The sequence below is a fragment of the Desulforhabdus amnigena genome (genome assembly GCF_027925305.1).
GTDB classification, from domain to species: Bacteria; Desulfobacterota; Syntrophobacteria; order Syntrophobacterales; family Syntrophobacteraceae; genus Desulforhabdus; species Desulforhabdus amnigena.
Genome location: NZ_BSDR01000001.1, coordinates 1,094,025 through 1,107,824, shown reverse-complemented (window position 1 = coordinate 1,107,824; position 13,800 = coordinate 1,094,025). Strand labels below are relative to the sequence as shown.

16 protein-coding genes are annotated in these 13,800 nt (G+C 50.1%); 2 read left to right on the top strand and 14 right to left on the bottom strand.

Annotated features, from left to right (window positions below):
• Window positions 1–70: 70 nt before the first annotated feature.
• From QMG16_RS04875 to QMG16_RS04810, 14 genes are all read right to left on the bottom strand, one after another.
• Window positions 71–1,471, bottom strand: coding sequence for a protein phosphatase CheZ (locus tag QMG16_RS04875; RefSeq protein WP_281792605.1), 1,401 nt, complete (start codon window positions 1,469–1,471; stop codon window positions 71–73).
• Window positions 1,468–3,627, bottom strand: a complete 2,160-nt coding sequence (locus QMG16_RS04870; RefSeq protein WP_281792604.1) for a chemotaxis protein CheA — start codon at window positions 3,625–3,627, stop codon at window positions 1,468–1,470. The genes QMG16_RS04875 and QMG16_RS04870 overlap by 4 nt, the downstream gene beginning before the upstream one ends.
• Before the next feature lie 24 nt (window positions 3,628–3,651).
• Entirely contained in the window at window positions 3,652–4,020 is a 369-nt protein-coding gene (locus tag QMG16_RS04865; RefSeq protein WP_373878710.1) for a response regulator, read from the bottom strand.
• Window positions 4,021–4,091: 71 nt separating this feature from the next.
• The gene (locus QMG16_RS04860; RefSeq protein ID WP_281792601.1) at window positions 4,092–5,144 is read right to left on the bottom strand and encodes a protein-glutamate methylesterase/protein-glutamine glutaminase; all 1,053 of its coding nucleotides are present in this window, start codon (window positions 5,142–5,144) and stop codon (window positions 4,092–4,094) included.
• 70 nt (window positions 5,145–5,214) lie between these two features.
• Window positions 5,215–5,637, bottom strand: a complete 423-nt coding sequence (locus QMG16_RS04855; RefSeq protein ID WP_281792599.1) for a chemotaxis protein CheX — start codon at window positions 5,635–5,637, stop codon at window positions 5,215–5,217.
• Entirely contained in the window at window positions 5,618–6,040 is a 423-nt protein-coding gene (locus QMG16_RS04850; protein ID WP_281792596.1) for a response regulator, read from the bottom strand. Before QMG16_RS04850 ends, QMG16_RS04855 begins: the two co-directional genes overlap by 20 nt.
• A gap of 337 nt (window positions 6,041–6,377) precedes the next feature.
• Window positions 6,378–6,860 carry a chemotaxis protein CheD gene (locus QMG16_RS04845; protein WP_281792594.1) on the bottom strand — a complete coding sequence of 161 codons (483 nt, stop codon included), beginning with the start codon at window positions 6,858–6,860 and terminating at the stop codon, window positions 6,378–6,380.
• Between the two features lie 37 nt (window positions 6,861–6,897).
• Window positions 6,898–7,728 (bottom strand): CheR family methyltransferase, encoded by an 831-nt coding sequence (locus QMG16_RS04840; RefSeq protein WP_281792593.1) that lies wholly within the window; start codon window positions 7,726–7,728, stop codon window positions 6,898–6,900.
• A 196-nt stretch (window positions 7,729–7,924) separates the two neighbouring features.
• Window positions 7,925–8,395 carry a hypothetical protein gene (locus QMG16_RS04835; RefSeq protein ID WP_281792591.1) on the bottom strand — a complete coding sequence of 157 codons (471 nt, stop codon included), beginning with the start codon at window positions 8,393–8,395 and terminating at the stop codon, window positions 7,925–7,927.
• Window positions 8,396–8,764: 369 nt separating this feature from the next.
• Window positions 8,765–9,442 carry a sensor histidine kinase gene (locus QMG16_RS04830; RefSeq protein ID WP_281792590.1) on the bottom strand — a complete coding sequence of 226 codons (678 nt, stop codon included), beginning with the start codon at window positions 9,440–9,442 and terminating at the stop codon, window positions 8,765–8,767.
• Window positions 9,443–9,451: 9 nt separating this feature from the next.
• Window positions 9,452–9,589: a hypothetical protein gene (locus QMG16_RS04825; protein WP_281792588.1), complete on the bottom strand. Its 138-nt coding sequence runs from the start codon at window positions 9,587–9,589 to the stop codon at window positions 9,452–9,454.
• Between the two features lie 8 nt (window positions 9,590–9,597).
• Window positions 9,598–11,109, bottom strand: a complete 1,512-nt coding sequence (locus tag QMG16_RS04820; protein ID WP_281792586.1) for an HD domain-containing phosphohydrolase — start codon at window positions 11,107–11,109, stop codon at window positions 9,598–9,600.
• On the bottom strand, window positions 11,106–11,801 hold the full coding sequence (locus QMG16_RS04815) for a response regulator (protein ID WP_281792584.1): 696 nt from the start codon (window positions 11,799–11,801) through the stop codon (window positions 11,106–11,108). Before QMG16_RS04815 ends, QMG16_RS04820 begins: the two co-directional genes overlap by 4 nt.
• 121 nt (window positions 11,802–11,922) lie before the next feature.
• Window positions 11,923–12,618, bottom strand: a complete 696-nt coding sequence (locus tag QMG16_RS04810; RefSeq protein WP_281792583.1) for a hypothetical protein — start codon at window positions 12,616–12,618, stop codon at window positions 11,923–11,925.
• Between the two features lie 334 nt (window positions 12,619–12,952).
• Here QMG16_RS04810 and QMG16_RS04805 point away from each other — a divergent pair, with 334 nt between their 5' ends.
• A complete protein-coding gene (locus tag QMG16_RS04805; protein ID WP_281792582.1) occupies window positions 12,953–13,111 on the top strand; it encodes a hypothetical protein in 159 nt (52 codons plus the stop codon).
• Between the two features lie 37 nt (window positions 13,112–13,148).
• On the top strand, window positions 13,149–13,748 hold the full coding sequence (locus tag QMG16_RS04800) for a Uma2 family endonuclease (protein ID WP_281792580.1): 600 nt from the start codon (window positions 13,149–13,151) through the stop codon (window positions 13,746–13,748).
• The last annotated feature ends 52 nt before the right edge of the window (window positions 13,749–13,800 follow it).

Genomic DNA, 13,800 nt, shown 5'->3' with positions numbered 1-13,800 from the left:
TTCCAAAATCTTCTCCGTTCTCTCCTTGTCTCCGTGGCGAATAACGGGATATTGGAATCCGCCAACTCCCTTAGAAACCGAATTCAGCCAGCAGGTTGTCCACATCATCCTGAGAATGGAGTGCACCCAGTTTTCCTTGATGTGCTGGTCCATACAATTCTTCCGACTGGGTCTTCTTCCGATCATCGATCGCCACCCCGAAAGTTCGAATGAGATTCACCATTTTGAGCTGGAGATCGTTCAATAAATTGATAATCTTCAAGATGATCTGTCCCGTCAGATCTTGATAATCTTGAGCGGTGAGTATCGTGATCAAATCATCACGGGTTTGAATGGCAGAAGCACTCAGTTGATCGAGTAGGGTACCGCTATCCGTGAGACGAGCCTGAGCGGGTTCCCCGATGGCTTTGAGGCCGGATAGAATCTTTTGGAGTTTCTCCAGATTGGCCTGGTCCATCTGATTTCTTTTCTGCAATGATTCAACATGATCCAGGGTGGTGGTCGCAGCATGTTCCGTGATTTGCAGAATATGTTCCAGGCGGTTGCCCGAGTCCGGCAGTTTGTCCATAACCAGGTCCTTCAAGGCGGGATCCATAGTGTTCATAAAGCTCTTCAAGGAATTGTGCAGGTCTCTGGCCAGAGTTCCTATCTCCACAAAAAGTCCTGCCTGCTGCTGTTTTTCCTGGAAAGAAAGCAGGATCTCCTGGGCCTCCGCAAGGTTGCCGCTGGAAAGAGCGTTCATAAATTTCTTGATACCGGTCAGGATTGCCTCCACTTTGGTGTCTCGATTGTTCAATTGTGAAGCAAACTGCGAATTGGGGTCGCATGGCGCCAGCAATGTCCCGATGCGTTTCAAGATGTCCGGGTCCGATGGAAAATGGAGTTGGAAAGACCCTTTTCCATTTTCAGCAGTTTCCCTGTTTATGATCAGCTGTCCGCCGAGCTTGGATACAATTTGATCCAGATCGTCAAAACCGGCGGCAGAGTGATCCGCATCTCCAGCAGCTACCTGCCGTCTTGTCTCTTCCTTGGATAATTCCGTCAAAGACTCCGGCGTTGGGAGCACATCCTTTTCCGCAAGGGTTGTGCTTTCCGGGGGAGCATGGAAAGCCCCCTCCAGTATGGAGGTGATTTCCTCAACACACGACACGTTGTGATATTCCGTTTCATGAGTGTTTTCGAGCCTGGTCAGCAAGGCATCTACAGCGAGATTGAAATTGGATGGAACTTCTCCATTGCTCCCCGGTTCCTTTGGCTTGAGCAAATACTTTTCCAGGGCGACACCGGCCTCTTCCAGCTGTTGGAGGCCCAACATGGCGGCAGTAGTATGAAAAGACTGCAGGAGCTTTTGAGATTCAGCGATCTCCTCGGTATCGCTCTCCACGTCGACCCATGAGGATGTTTTTTCACTGATATTCTTGAGTGCTTGAATCAGTTCGATCCAATCTTCTTTTTCTACCGATATCATCATCTTAATTTGTCCTCGTAGAGACTCACGATACCTTTGACATCAACGATCAAGGCAACTTTTCCATCCCCAAGAATGGCTCCCCCTGAAATTCCGCCGAGATGACGCAGTGTCGTTCCGAGACTTTTGATCACCACTTCCTGGCGCCCGATAATTTCATCCGCCTGCAGACAATACGAGCGATTGTCTTCATTGACCACCAAGAGCAATCCTTCCCATGGATTTCGGTATCGGGGTTCCACTTCAAAAATCTCATGAAGCCGGATGAGGGGCATGAGTTGTTCCCTCACTTTGATCAGTTCACCTTTGCCCTGCACTGTCAGATAGGCTTCTCGAGCCGGCCGGAGCGATTCCTTGAGGGCTATGGTGGGGACTACAAAACGTTCCTCACCCACCCGTACGATCATTCCGTCAATGATAGCCATCGTGAGGGGCAGCTTGAGGTTGAATCGGGTGCCATTTCCTTTTGAGCTGGATATTTCGATTTTACCTCGCAGCCTTTCCACGCTCTTTTTCACCACATCCATTCCAACACCCCGGCCCGAAACTTCTGTTACCTGGTCTTTGGTTGAAAAGCCGGGATGAAAGATGAGATCATACACTTCCCTTTCTTCGAGAGGCTCATTTGCTCCGATAATGCCCCGTTCCACGGCCCGGGCATGGATTCTTTTCACATCCAGCCCTCGACCGTCGTCCTGAATGTTGATGAGTATATTGCCTCCCTTTTGCTCTGCTGTTAGGAAAACGGTTCCTTGCGCCGGTTTGTCGGCTTCCGTCCTTTCCTCGGGAGACTCTATTCCGTGGTCGATGGAATTGCGAATCATGTGCACCAGCGGCTCATAAATCTCTTCGACCATGTTCCGGTCGATCTCCGTTTCCTCCCCTTTCATTTCCAAGACCACATTTTTGCCTGCTTTCTTGGACACATCCCGGACAAGACGAATCATTTTTTGGAAGGTGCTCTTTATGGGAACCATACGCATGGAAAGACTGATGCGTTGGAGTTCGGCGGTAATCCGCCCCAATTGCGCGATATCTTTTTGGAGTTTCTGATCCTTGATATTCTGCAGATCCGGGTTCTGGAGGACCATGGATTGGGCGATGACCAGCTCTCCCACCATGTCCACGAGATTGTCCAGTTTTTGAGTATCTATGCGGACAGAGGCTGTATTTTCATTGATCTTGCGCTGTTCGCCGAGAGCCTCGGAGACGTCCCTCGGATCGACCGCACCCATGCAAACGAGTTCTTCCCCCAGCTTCGTCCCTTTTGACTTGCTCGCCTTCACTGCCTCTTGTATGACTTTTTCATCCACAAGCCCTTTTTCGACCAAGATCGTACCGAGTTTCTTCGTGGCGGGTTTTTGCTCTTGAACATCGGGCGATTGGAGGCTTCTCACTTTTTCCAGGAAGGGCTCTACCAGTTGCGAAAGAGAGCCGATCCCGGTTCCCTGGACAGAAGATTTTTCCAGTTCCTGGAGGAGCACCTTGAGGATATCCACGGCATTCAAAACGATGTCGATCATGTTTTCCGTGACGACAATGGTGCCCGCGCGCGCTGCGTCCAGAAGGTTCTCGACTTCGTGGCTTAAATGATGAATCTCACCCAGGTTCAGGAACCCCGCGACCCCCTTGATGCTGTGGAATGGACGAAATACGGCGTTTATGGCTTCCTCGTCTTCCGGGTTCGCTTCAAGAGAGAGCATGTTGATCTCTATGGATGCCAGATGCTCTTTCGCTTCTTCGATGAAATCCTTGAGCAATTCCGGGTCATATGTCTCCGCCGTTTCGCTTGAAGGGGCATCGCCTTCAAGGATCATTTCCTCTCTGCATCGATCGAGGTTTCCCAAATCATCCAGATCGAAATCCATCGGCGAATCTTCATCGGAGGTACTCGAAAAAAGACCGTTCAACAAATTCTGAACCGTACCCCAGTCTGACTCCGGATCTCTGGATTCATCGAGTATGAGCCGGTTGATGATTTCTTTGAGCTTGAGTATTTTTCTCCTGGATGATTCCGAAAGATCGCATGCCTGTTCCGCATGTTCCAGCAGGTTGAGACACTCCCCCATGCCCATGAGGTCGTCGCTTGCTGCGATGACACCATTTGTGAGTAGCTCCCGGATTTCATCGAGGGATAAAACAGTATCTTCGGATTTCATTATCCTTGCACTCCTGGTTCATCCCTAATTCGGGGGCAGTATTTTTGCCAGCTTTTCAGCGAGAGTGGCTGCCGTAAAAGGCTTGACAATGTAGTTGCTGACTTTTGCTTTTACGGCTTCGACAATATTTTCCTTCTGCGCTTCCGCTGTAACCATCAGGAACGGCACATCTTTGATTTTCTCTGTCGCCCGCACACTTTTTAGGAGCTCCAGGCCCGTCATTTTGGGCATGTTCCAGTCGGAAACAACGAGATGAACCTCCTGGGAATTCAAAATATCGAGAGCTGAGGCGCCATTTTCGGCTTCAAGGATATTCTTGAACTCAAGGTCCCGTAGAATGTTACGCAAAATGCGACGCATGGTCGAAAAATCATCAACAACCAGAACGGTCATGTCTTTATAAGCCACGGTTCACTCCTCTGCTTTTATTCCAACCAACTGGAAAAATTACATTCATTTGTTTGTCATTGTCGGGAGGTGAGGGACGTTATGATGGCGCTCGGAATGTCATTCAGGGAAACGACCTTTTCCACCGCTCCTTCTCGAACGGCTTCCTTCGGCATTCCGAACACGACGCAACTGGCTTCGTCTTGCGCGATCGTGAATGCGCCCGCTCTGCGCATCTCCAACATTCCCTTGGCTCCGTCTCTTCCCATTCCCGTCAGGATCACTCCCAAAGCGTTCGCCCCTGCATATTTTGCGACGGAATGAAAGAGAACATCGACCGAAGGACGCTGATGGCATACCAGGGGGCCGCTCTCGACTTCCACATAGTAGCGGGCGCCGCTTCTTTTCATCACCATGTGATAGTTTCCCGGCGCAATGAGAGCCAATCCCGGAACGATGGAATCGCCGTTTTTTGCCTCCCGCACTTCGATTTGGCATAATTCATTGAGCCGATTCGCGAAGGCCGTTGTGAATCGTGGAGGCATGTGTTGGACTACAACGATGCCCGGGCTGTTGGGGGGCATCTGTGAGAGAACACTCTTGAGGGCCTCCGTGCCGCCGGTGGAGGCCCCCATGGCGATGACCTTGTTTGTCGTTTGCTTCAGCGCTGCGCTAAAAAGGGTTCTTTTTTCCCTTTGTACCGGTGAACCGGTATGAGAGCAGAAAGAAACGACTTTGGCGTTTGCCGCGGCGCGGATCTTTTCCACCAGTTGAACGCTCATATCGCCCACAGAATAAGATCCACCGGGTTTTGCCAGAACTTCCAGCGCGCCGCATTCCACGGCTTCCAGGGCCATTTCGCTGTTCTTTGGAGTCAGCGAACTCACGATAACGGTGGGAATGGGATAGTATTTCATGAGCTTTCGTAGAAAGCTCAATCCGTCCATGCGCGGCATCTCTATATCCAATGTGATTACATCGGGTTTCAATTTGACGATTTTGTCCCGCGCGATGTAAGGGTCCGGGGCCGTCCCCACGACCTCGATGTCTTCATGCTTGGAAAGTTCCTGGGTGAAGATTTTACGAACGATGGCAGAATCGTCCACAACCAAAACTTTAATCGATTTCATTATGTCCTCTGCTGCGAGGGTTTCCTCAAGAAAGGATGATCGATCCTCTGCCGGTGGGTGTGATTCCGATTTACCCGGAAACCTCGGACGACAGATGGACTTCCCCGACGTATTCTCCAAAAAAGGAGAGAGATATTTGCGCCGGGAAGGTCCGCTCCTCTTTGAGCATCGACACAAATTGCGGGATTCCCAATTGCCAGTTTCCATCCGCCAGCCTTGCCAAATAACTTCCGCCCACCATGTTGGCCAATTCCTTCATGGCGTCCTGGAGTTCATCGGCATTCACTTCAAGTTCGTGTTTGCCCAGAAGATTTGCCGTCAACATTTTGGCAAAACCCTCTCCCAGCTGAAGGCCGATCTCCAACCGTTTCCTGTTTTGACGTAAATAGATGCGTGATTCACAGTAGCTTTGATTCGTTTTCTTTTCGGCAGGTGGAAAATCCACCATAACGAAAAACATGGTCTCAAGGACTTCAGAAATCGCATCCTTCATCGCTGATTGCCATTCCCTTTGCATTGGGTTCCCCCATAATCTCAGATAGATGGGCATGAATTGTTTCAGGGCGAAAAGGCTTGCGGATATAGCCCCTTGCACCCAGTGCCAACAATTCATTCAGTCGGTTCTCGTTGGACTCGGTCGTAATGAAGACCACCGGCAGGTCACTCCAGTTCTTTTCCTTTTTCAGGGCCTGCAATAATTCGAGACCGTTCATGACGGGCATGTGCAGGTCGGATAAGACTAAATCCACCCAATGGTCCTGGAGTATCTTCAATGCTGCCTGCCCGTTTTCAGCTTCCCACCATTCCCCCAGGTCGAAACCGGAAACGAGGAGGATTTTCTTGATGATCTTTCGCATTGACCCAGAATCATCCACGATGAGAATATTGTAGGACATTATCGCCTCTTTCTAAAAGTCTATCCGAACCCCTTTGTGGACTTTGCGACACCCCCCTTGGTCCCCCCCCCCTCGACGGGAGAATTGAAGGGGGGTGTCCGCTGCCGAGGAAGGTTTTCGGATAGGCTCTAAGTCGAATGTGCATGCTTGCGACTATCCCCGGCGAACCTTCTATAAGGAGTGAGCCGCTCTTGAAAACCCCATTCACCACAGAGATCACGGGGAAATTCCACAATCTTCTCCGTGCCTCCGTGGTGAATAAAGGGATATTGGAATCCGCCGGTTCCTAAGATGTTCGTCAGCCACAAATATTCTGAAGAAGACTCTTCCTGGACACTCATGACATTTCCATTTCGCCCTGGCCTGAAATCTTCAAAAAAACCCGTCCGGTACTCATTTCGAGACGAACGGTTCGATTGACATTTCCGCCGACATGTTCCTGTTTCACCAGCACGTTGTTCCGCCACAGAATATTTCTCAAGGCCAGGTAATTGCGCTTGCCGATGTTGAAAAAACCTTTTTCGTCAAGGATTTGTGATCCGCCTGCGATCCTGACGATCAGATTTTTCTTGGTCGCTCCCAACTGATAGCTCTGCTTGAACAACATGGGAATTCCCGTATCGGCAAACATTGCCGGCTTGATTCTGGCCTTTTCCGGATCCATGGCGGATTCGGGAAGCATGTAGTGCAGCATTCCGCCCACTCCTGCCACAGGGTCAAAAATGATCACCGCGATGCACGAACCCAGGGAATAGGTGATCAGAGTTTCGTTCTGCTGACTGGTGACCGCCATATCCGCTACTCCGATGACTTTTCGCATATCGACTCAATTCTCTCGCACGGATATTCCATTTTTCTTATTTTCGGTAGACAGCTGGTTTTACATAAGTGAGAGGGTGATTCAGGCCGGTCAGGCTTTCAGAATGCCCTACAAAAAGGTATCCTCCAGGACTCAGGTACTCCGCCATGCGCTGAATCAGGGATTCCTGAGTTTTCTTGTCGAAATAAATCATTACGTTGCGGCAAAAAATGAAATCGAAAGGACCCTTGAAAGGATAGGGCTCTTTGAGATTCAGCCGTCTAAAAGCGATGAGATTTCGTATGGCAGGCACAATTTGAAAATCGTTGCCTTCTCCATCGCTTCTGGAGGACTGAAAGTACCTTTGTCTAAAAAGCGCCGGAACCTTGGCGATCTTGGATCGGTGGTACATGCCTCTTGAGGCGATAGCCAATACACGTGTCGAAATATCTGTCGCAAGAATTCGGAAGTCCCAACGGTCGAGATCCGGGATATGCGAAGCGATAGACATTGCCACACTGTAGGGTTCTTCACCCGTAGAGCAACCCGCGCTCCAGACGCGAATGCGGTTTGTACGCTGCTTTTGTTTGACTTCCAACAACTTGGGCAACAAAACTTGTTCAAGAAGATCAAAATGCTGCACTTCTCTGAAAAAATAGGTGAGATTCGTGGAAATGCAGTCCAGGAAGTGGGTCAGTTCTTCCCCATCTCTGGAGCAGGTGAGATATTTATAATAGGCTTCATAGGATGGGAGCCCCCTGGCTCTGAGCCTTTTATTGAGCCTTGCTTGAAGGAGGGCTTTCTTGCCGTCGTGCAAGTTGATTCCGCAATTTTCGTACACCAGGTGACTGAACTTGCGAAAAAGTCCTTCGGAAAGTGACAATTCCATCGCTGCCGCCCTTACACATGTTGAGTACTCTTTTTCAACCCACCGTGCTTCAGGCGAATAATCGGCTTATGTTTCCCTTCACTTTAAACAATTTCTTTTTTCATGCTTCGTGGTCTCCTCTCTATAAGAGGCTGTCTTAAAATTCTCTCCTTGAGGGGGGGCAAGATTTGGCGAACCAGAAAAACAGCCTCCCACCCTAAAAGTAGTCTCCACGGTTCCACTTGGTGGATTCCACGTAGCAGAGTACGCTGACTTCTTCAGCGATTTGCCTCAGGGGATGGTCCCCGGGAAGTTGGCTCACCTGCTGTTGCAGGCCGGGCAATTCCTGCGAGATCTTATCCAGGGCCGATCCCACTTCCTGCGGATCGACCGCATCGCCTCGCAAAGACTGTTCCACCTGTTCCAACCGGTTCATCACGCTGTCAAGAGCTTTCAGGGTTTGCTGGTCTTCGCCGGCAGGGACCGGAATGGTTGACGCCGAGAGTATGCCGTTCAAAGGGTTGATGGAGGGGGGATAAAATTCAAAGCCGTCGGAAATGGTCTTCCTGGCTGTTTGTTCTTGTTCCAGCAGTTCGGAAAAAAGTTGATTTTTGTCAACGGAACTCTTTTCCTTGATTCTTTCCCGGCTGACCTGATCCAGGTTTCCCGGAAGCTGTTCGATTTTCATTTTATTGCTCCTGCAATTTTAGAATTATGCCTTCAAAATGCAGCTCCACGCAAATAAAAGCCTATCCACTCCCCCTGTGGACTTTGCGACATCCCCCTTTGATCCCCCCTCGAAAGGGAGAATTGAAGGGGGGCCAAAGTACCAGGAAGTTTCCGGATAGCCATATGTGGTCATGTATCAAGCAAGGAGCCTGCCAAGGCAATCCACTGATTCTAACTCCACTTTATTCTTTTGATTTCAAATGATTACATTTTACAGAATTTTGGGTCGAACAACTGCCGTTGATCAGGAAGGGAATAAGTTGCTGCGACCGGGGCAAAACTTTCCCAATAACGTATAGGCAGTCATGAGGATATGAACCGGTTGGGTTCAGGAGGACGGCGGAATCCTCAGGGTGACGGCGGTTCCATCACCATCACGTTTCAAAGACGTTTTAACGCCGTATGGACCGAGCAGATGCTGAACGGCATATAACCCAAAACCGAAATGTCCTTCATCTCTCTTTGACTTTTGAAGGGGTTCAGGCCAATGAGAGCGAAAGAGTCGGAAGAGGTCTTCTCTCTTGCAGTCGGGATCGACCCCGCATCCCGAATCCTTGAAAAGAAGACAAATCCACTGATCCTCAACGTAGCCTCTGATGGTGAGTTGTTTTTGAGGGGCTTGCCGCATGGAAATGAGAGCGTTATCGATCAAGTGAACCAGGGAGGGAACCAGGTGGCGTCCGAAAATTCGAACGAGAGGGAGGTTTTCGGTCAATTGGAGGTCGAGCTTGACCTGATGTTTAAAAAAGGGATCGGCACGGAACACGCAAGCCAATTTATTGACTACCAACCTGAGGTCCACTTCGGATTCGCTTTGTTCTATTTGGTGCAGCAGCATGAAGTCCCGCAGCATCTCTCCCAGGATTCCGACCTGCTGATTCAATTGGTTCAATCTGCGGGACTGCTTGTCGGTCAATGTCTGCCGGTCTTCGTCATTCTGCCATTCAGAGGTTTGAGGCATTTGCGCCAGGCGTGTATGCTCCTGAATCAGCATTTCGAGCAGCATGGAAATATTCTACAGGGGGCCGTTGATATTGTGGATGAGCCCATGAACCCACTGTCCCCATTGGCCTTGCCGGTCTTTCTCAAAGAGCAATTCGAGGTATTCTTCAGGAAGTGTTTCCAATCCGTTCCAGGTCACTTGTTTTTTCATGATTCTGCTCATTCCTTTTGTTTCCTCTGCATAATCTCTCTGAAGGCATCCACGACGTCGGGAGCAAACTGTGTGCCCCGGTTGTCGATTATTTCCTTGAGGGCCTCCTTTGCGGAAAGCGCTTTTCGATAAGCTCTCTTTGAAGTCATGGCATCGAAAGCATCGGCTACCGCTACGATTCTGGCCGGTTGTGGAATTTCTTCCCCCCGCAGACCGTGAGGATAGCCCCTGCCGTCCCATCGCTCATGATGATGGAGAATGATGGATCGCTCCTCCGGGCTCAGCCCCAGATCCGCAACAATGGTTTCACCGATCACTGGGTGTTTTTTGATAAGCTCAAATTCTTCGTGGGTCAGGGCCGATGGTTTATTGAGGATTTTGTCTGCTATACCCATCTTGCCGATGTCGTGAAGGTACCCGGCTGTGCGCAAAGATTCGATAGATGCCGGAGAGCTGCCCATGGATAGCGCAATACGCTCGGCGTAGAGGGTGACTCTTTCAGAGTGTTTTCCCGTATAGGGATCCTTGGCCTCCAAAGCATTCACGAGGGATCTGAGGATTCCGTAAAAGTTGCTGATCAGGTTTTCATAAAGTGCCAGGTTTTCCATGGCCAAGGACGTCTTCCTGGTAAGGAAATCCATGAGTTTTAGCTGTGAAGCGGAAAGTGCCGCAGAAGACCTGTCGCGAAACGTCATGAGGAAACCGAACAACTCTCCCCGTATTTTCAGAGGCCAGCAGGAAAGTGTTGCGTCCTCCAGGTTGTACTTTTGGAGATGGGGCGAACCTATCAATTCGTGTGACGGACAAGCCGCGGGGTAGGCTTCTTCAAAAGCCAGCTCTTTGAGTTGCAAACGATTGGCGGAAAAGATGCAATCCTTGCCGGATAATCCGTCCATGCCGTGGCCGGCGAGAAGTACAAGTTTGTCCTTTTCAGGGGGAAGCAGGAAGACTGCGACATTGGGGGAACGGGTAATGTCGGAAGAGATTTGAGCGACTCTTCCATAGAGGTCGCCATCGGAATGTATCTCGTCGAGGTCCCTGGCAATTTCGAAAAGCCTCGTTTGTTCCTGGATTCTTTCCTGGAGCTGCTGGTTCACGGCCTCCAGTTGCCTGCGTGTCTGGCTTTCCCACTTCAGGCGGAGGTTCTCCATGAGGAGCTTCTTTTCCTTGGTGACCCGTTCAAGGGTCAAAACCAGGTTTTGGAGCGTAAAGGGTTTGGTGAGGAAATCGGACGCGCCCTTGCGCATGGCATCCATGGCGTAGTCCATGGTAGGATGGCCGCTCATCATGATCACCGGGAGTGCTGGATCTTGACGTTTGATCTCATTGAGCAGGTCCACTCCAAAGATATCGGGAAGGTTGAGGTCCACAAACACGCAATCGAAGAGTTCTTCTTCAATGCATTTCAGAGCATTTCTACCGGTGGTTGAAACCTCCACTCTTTCATGCTCCAAATGTTGGAGAGATTCTTTCAGCATGTCGCCAAGCAGTATATCGTCTTCAACGATGAGAATTTTCATGAAGCGCCCGGTCCCGTTCTATCCATGATTCGCTTTTTGAGACGTTCGAATTCATTTTCATTGATGATTCGGTCCTGTTTCAACTTCTTGAGCCGTTCGAGTTCGGTCAATATGCGCGAGGAATCCGTTTGAGGAATTTGTAGAAAGGAGAGGGGCAAGATGTGACGGGGAAAGAGATAGAACGTTCCTTTGCCTTCCCCTGGTTCTACCGTGTCATTGGGGGAATCACTTTCTCCACACGGTGAAGAGGCATAATATTGGAGCTTTCGATGAGCCTCTTCAAGCTCCTTCAAAAGTTGCGTTTTCTCTCTTAGAATAGTGATCTTTTCTTTGGCGTTTCTTATGGCGACAGAAATTTCTTCCAGCTTGAAAGGCTTTTGAACGTAATCGTATGCCCCTCGCCTGATGGCTTCGATGGCTGATTCTAGGCTGCCGAAGCCTGTGATGATGATGGAAAGAATGTGGGGATGGAGTTCTCGCGCATGCCCCAGAAGGGTGAGTCCGTCCATGCGGGGCATGTTGAGGTCCGTGATCAGGATATCGAAGGGAGAACTTCCGAGCATCTCCAGGGCATCCACGCCATCGGCTGCGATCTTTACGAAAACGTCCTCGCCCTGTATGGCATCGCGGAGTATTTCACGGCATAAATCATCGTCATCGGCAATGAGTATCCTGATAGGTGATTCCAACATTCCCCCCGACTTTATTTTTGGTCACGGATCATCTTCTCATTTCAAACACCTTAGACCCATCGGAACCGTAACGAACGGTTCCGTGATACCTTGAAAACGTCTCTTTGCCATGTGACAAAATCTAAAAGCACCAATTGCGCCAACCCGTGGAATTGTCCGGTGGAGTCAAGACTTCCGCCGCCTGTCCGCCCAACTGCCTCGCCAGCACTTTATAGCGCGCGGCGGGCTCTCCTGCAACCGTTGTCCAGTAAAAATCGACATCGGGCCCCGGCAGGGAACAGGCGTTCTGCTGAAAATACCAGAGCTGCCTTCCTGAACGCACATCCCATATTTCCACATCGAGCTTCAGCTGCGTCGCCTGATTTCCCGAACCATCGAAGACGTAAGGTATGTCTGCAAACATCACCAGATCACAGTTTTCCTTCCATCCCCAATAAATGGCTTCCTCCCTGCTTTTCACCACTCGAGAGATGAGCACGGTTTGCCGGAAAACCGATTTCTTGAGGAATTCCTGCTGGAAAATCGCGGCGACTTCCCGACCCGCTCCCGGCAGGTAAGAGGGTTCGGAAAACTGGGTGATGCCGAGTTTTTTCACGGGATTCCTGAATGGGTCCGATTCCACATGGACATCCATGGGAGAGACGGTGATGGTCCCCGGGGAATCGACATTGACCAGGGAAATGCAGCCGTTGAGGGTGACCAGGACCAGGATAAAAAAAGCAGGCAAAGATGACTGCCGCCAACCGCGCGAAGCCTGGAAATGAAACCTGTGCCACAAGTTTTGGAATTTAGCCTTCGTTATGTCTGCTCTATCCATGATGATTCTAGGATCCCTTCGGTCATCGAATATACTCCGCACGCATGAGAATCGAAGCCACTCCTACCAGACCGGAAGAGGTTCGGATCTCAGCCGTTTGCAAGTATCCATAACACCCGTTATCCGCACACTTTTTTCTATCGGCAGAGAATAGTAAATTCTTGACTCTTTATTTTCTGAAGGCCCCCCGTTCCAGCTGTTTATATTTCAAATATTGTCCTTGTCTTCGTTTATCCCGTGAAATACAAATAAACCATGATCGAGGTGCACCAGGCAGAGGTCTATTCACAGGAGATGCCTCGTCCGATTCGATCATGAGAGGAGAGAACCGTCTATGAACTGTACCAAAGAGCCGGCATTCATCAATCGATCCAGGGAACTTGCAGCCTTGAGCGACTGGATCGCCGAACGTCCGGAAAACCTGCTTTTCATCTACGGTCCCAAGTACGTGGAAATGATGGCGGAGATGGAACGTTCGCATTTTGCGCCTTGATGCATCACCGGCATGCCCTGCAGAAGGAGAATGAGCAATGTCGGAACCGGCAAAGCGAAAAGCTACCTACGAAGATCTTTTCAGTATTCCGGAAAACATGACCGGAGAGATCATCAACGGGGAATTGGTCGTTACTCCCAGGCCATCTAGAAATCATGTTGAAACAACCTCTTCCCTGGGATACAGGTTGGGCCCCTCCTATCAGTTTGGAGAAGGAGGACCAGGAGGATGGATTATTCTCATTGAGCCGGAAATCGGGTTCGGAGAGGACATCCTGGTCCCGGATCTGGCCGGCTGGAGGCGGGAAAGATACCCGAAAGAAGAGCCTCACAACTGGATATCGGTTCCTCCGGACTGGATCTGCGAAGTGCTCTCACCCAGCACTCTCAGAAGAGATAAGGTTGAAAAGACACCGATCTATGCACGGCATGGAGTTTCATATCTCTGGTTTATCGATCCGATAGCTAAAACCCTCGACGCCTTTCGCCTGCAAGACGGCGACTGGGTGCTGGCAGGCGTCTATATGGAAAACGACAAAGTAAGGACAGAGCCGTTTATCGATATCGAAATCAATCTCAGTGATCTATGGCTCGAAACACGTTTCAGACGGCCGCTCGAGGAATCGACGAAGGAGTAAGACCTGCAGGCGAGCTCGTGAGGAACCCCTTGAGGGCAATGCTATTGAACTA

Bases quoted from the DNA above. Each gene is read 5' to 3' on its own strand.
- QMG16_RS04875 (WP_281792605.1), bottom strand. From the start codon at position 1,471: ATGATGATATCGGTAGAAAAAGAAGATTGGATCGAACTGATTCAAGCA.
- QMG16_RS04870 (WP_281792604.1), bottom strand. From the start codon at position 3,627: ATGAAATCCGAAGATACTGTTTTATCCCTCGATGAAATCCGGGAGCTA.
- QMG16_RS04865 (WP_373878710.1), bottom strand. From the start codon at position 4,020: ATGACCGTTCTGGTTGTTGATGATTTTTCGACCATGCGTCGCATTTTG.
- QMG16_RS04860 (WP_281792601.1), bottom strand. From the start codon at position 5,144: ATGAAATCGATTAAAGTTTTGGTTGTGGACGATTCTGCCATCGTTCGT.
- QMG16_RS04855 (WP_281792599.1), bottom strand. From the start codon at position 5,637: ATGAAGGATGCGATTTCTGAAGTCCTTGAGACCATGTTTTTCGTTATG.
- QMG16_RS04850 (WP_281792596.1), bottom strand. From the start codon at position 6,040: ATGTCCTACAATATTCTCATCGTGGATGATTCTGGGTCAATGCGAAAG.
- QMG16_RS04845 (WP_281792594.1), bottom strand. From the start codon at position 6,860: ATGCGAAAAGTCATCGGAGTAGCGGATATGGCGGTCACCAGTCAGCAG.
- QMG16_RS04840 (WP_281792593.1), bottom strand. From the start codon at position 7,728: ATGGAATTGTCACTTTCCGAAGGACTTTTTCGCAAGTTCAGTCACCTG.
- QMG16_RS04835 (WP_281792591.1), bottom strand. From the start codon at position 8,395: ATGAAAATCGAACAGCTTCCGGGAAACCTGGATCAGGTCAGCCGGGAA.
- QMG16_RS04830 (WP_281792590.1), bottom strand. From the start codon at position 9,442: ATGCTGCTCGAAATGCTGATTCAGGAGCATACACGCCTGGCGCAAATG.
- QMG16_RS04825 (WP_281792588.1), bottom strand. From the start codon at position 9,589: ATGAAAAAACAAGTGACCTGGAACGGATTGGAAACACTTCCTGAAGAA.
- QMG16_RS04820 (WP_281792586.1), bottom strand. From the start codon at position 11,109: ATGAAAATTCTCATCGTTGAAGACGATATACTGCTTGGCGACATGCTG.
- QMG16_RS04815 (WP_281792584.1), bottom strand. From the start codon at position 11,801: ATGTTGGAATCACCTATCAGGATACTCATTGCCGATGACGATGATTTA.
- QMG16_RS04810 (WP_281792583.1), bottom strand. From the start codon at position 12,618: ATGGATAGAGCAGACATAACGAAGGCTAAATTCCAAAACTTGTGGCAC.
- QMG16_RS04805 (WP_281792582.1), top strand. From the start codon at position 12,953: ATGAACTGTACCAAAGAGCCGGCATTCATCAATCGATCCAGGGAACTT.
- QMG16_RS04800 (WP_281792580.1), top strand. From the start codon at position 13,149: ATGTCGGAACCGGCAAAGCGAAAAGCTACCTACGAAGATCTTTTCAGT.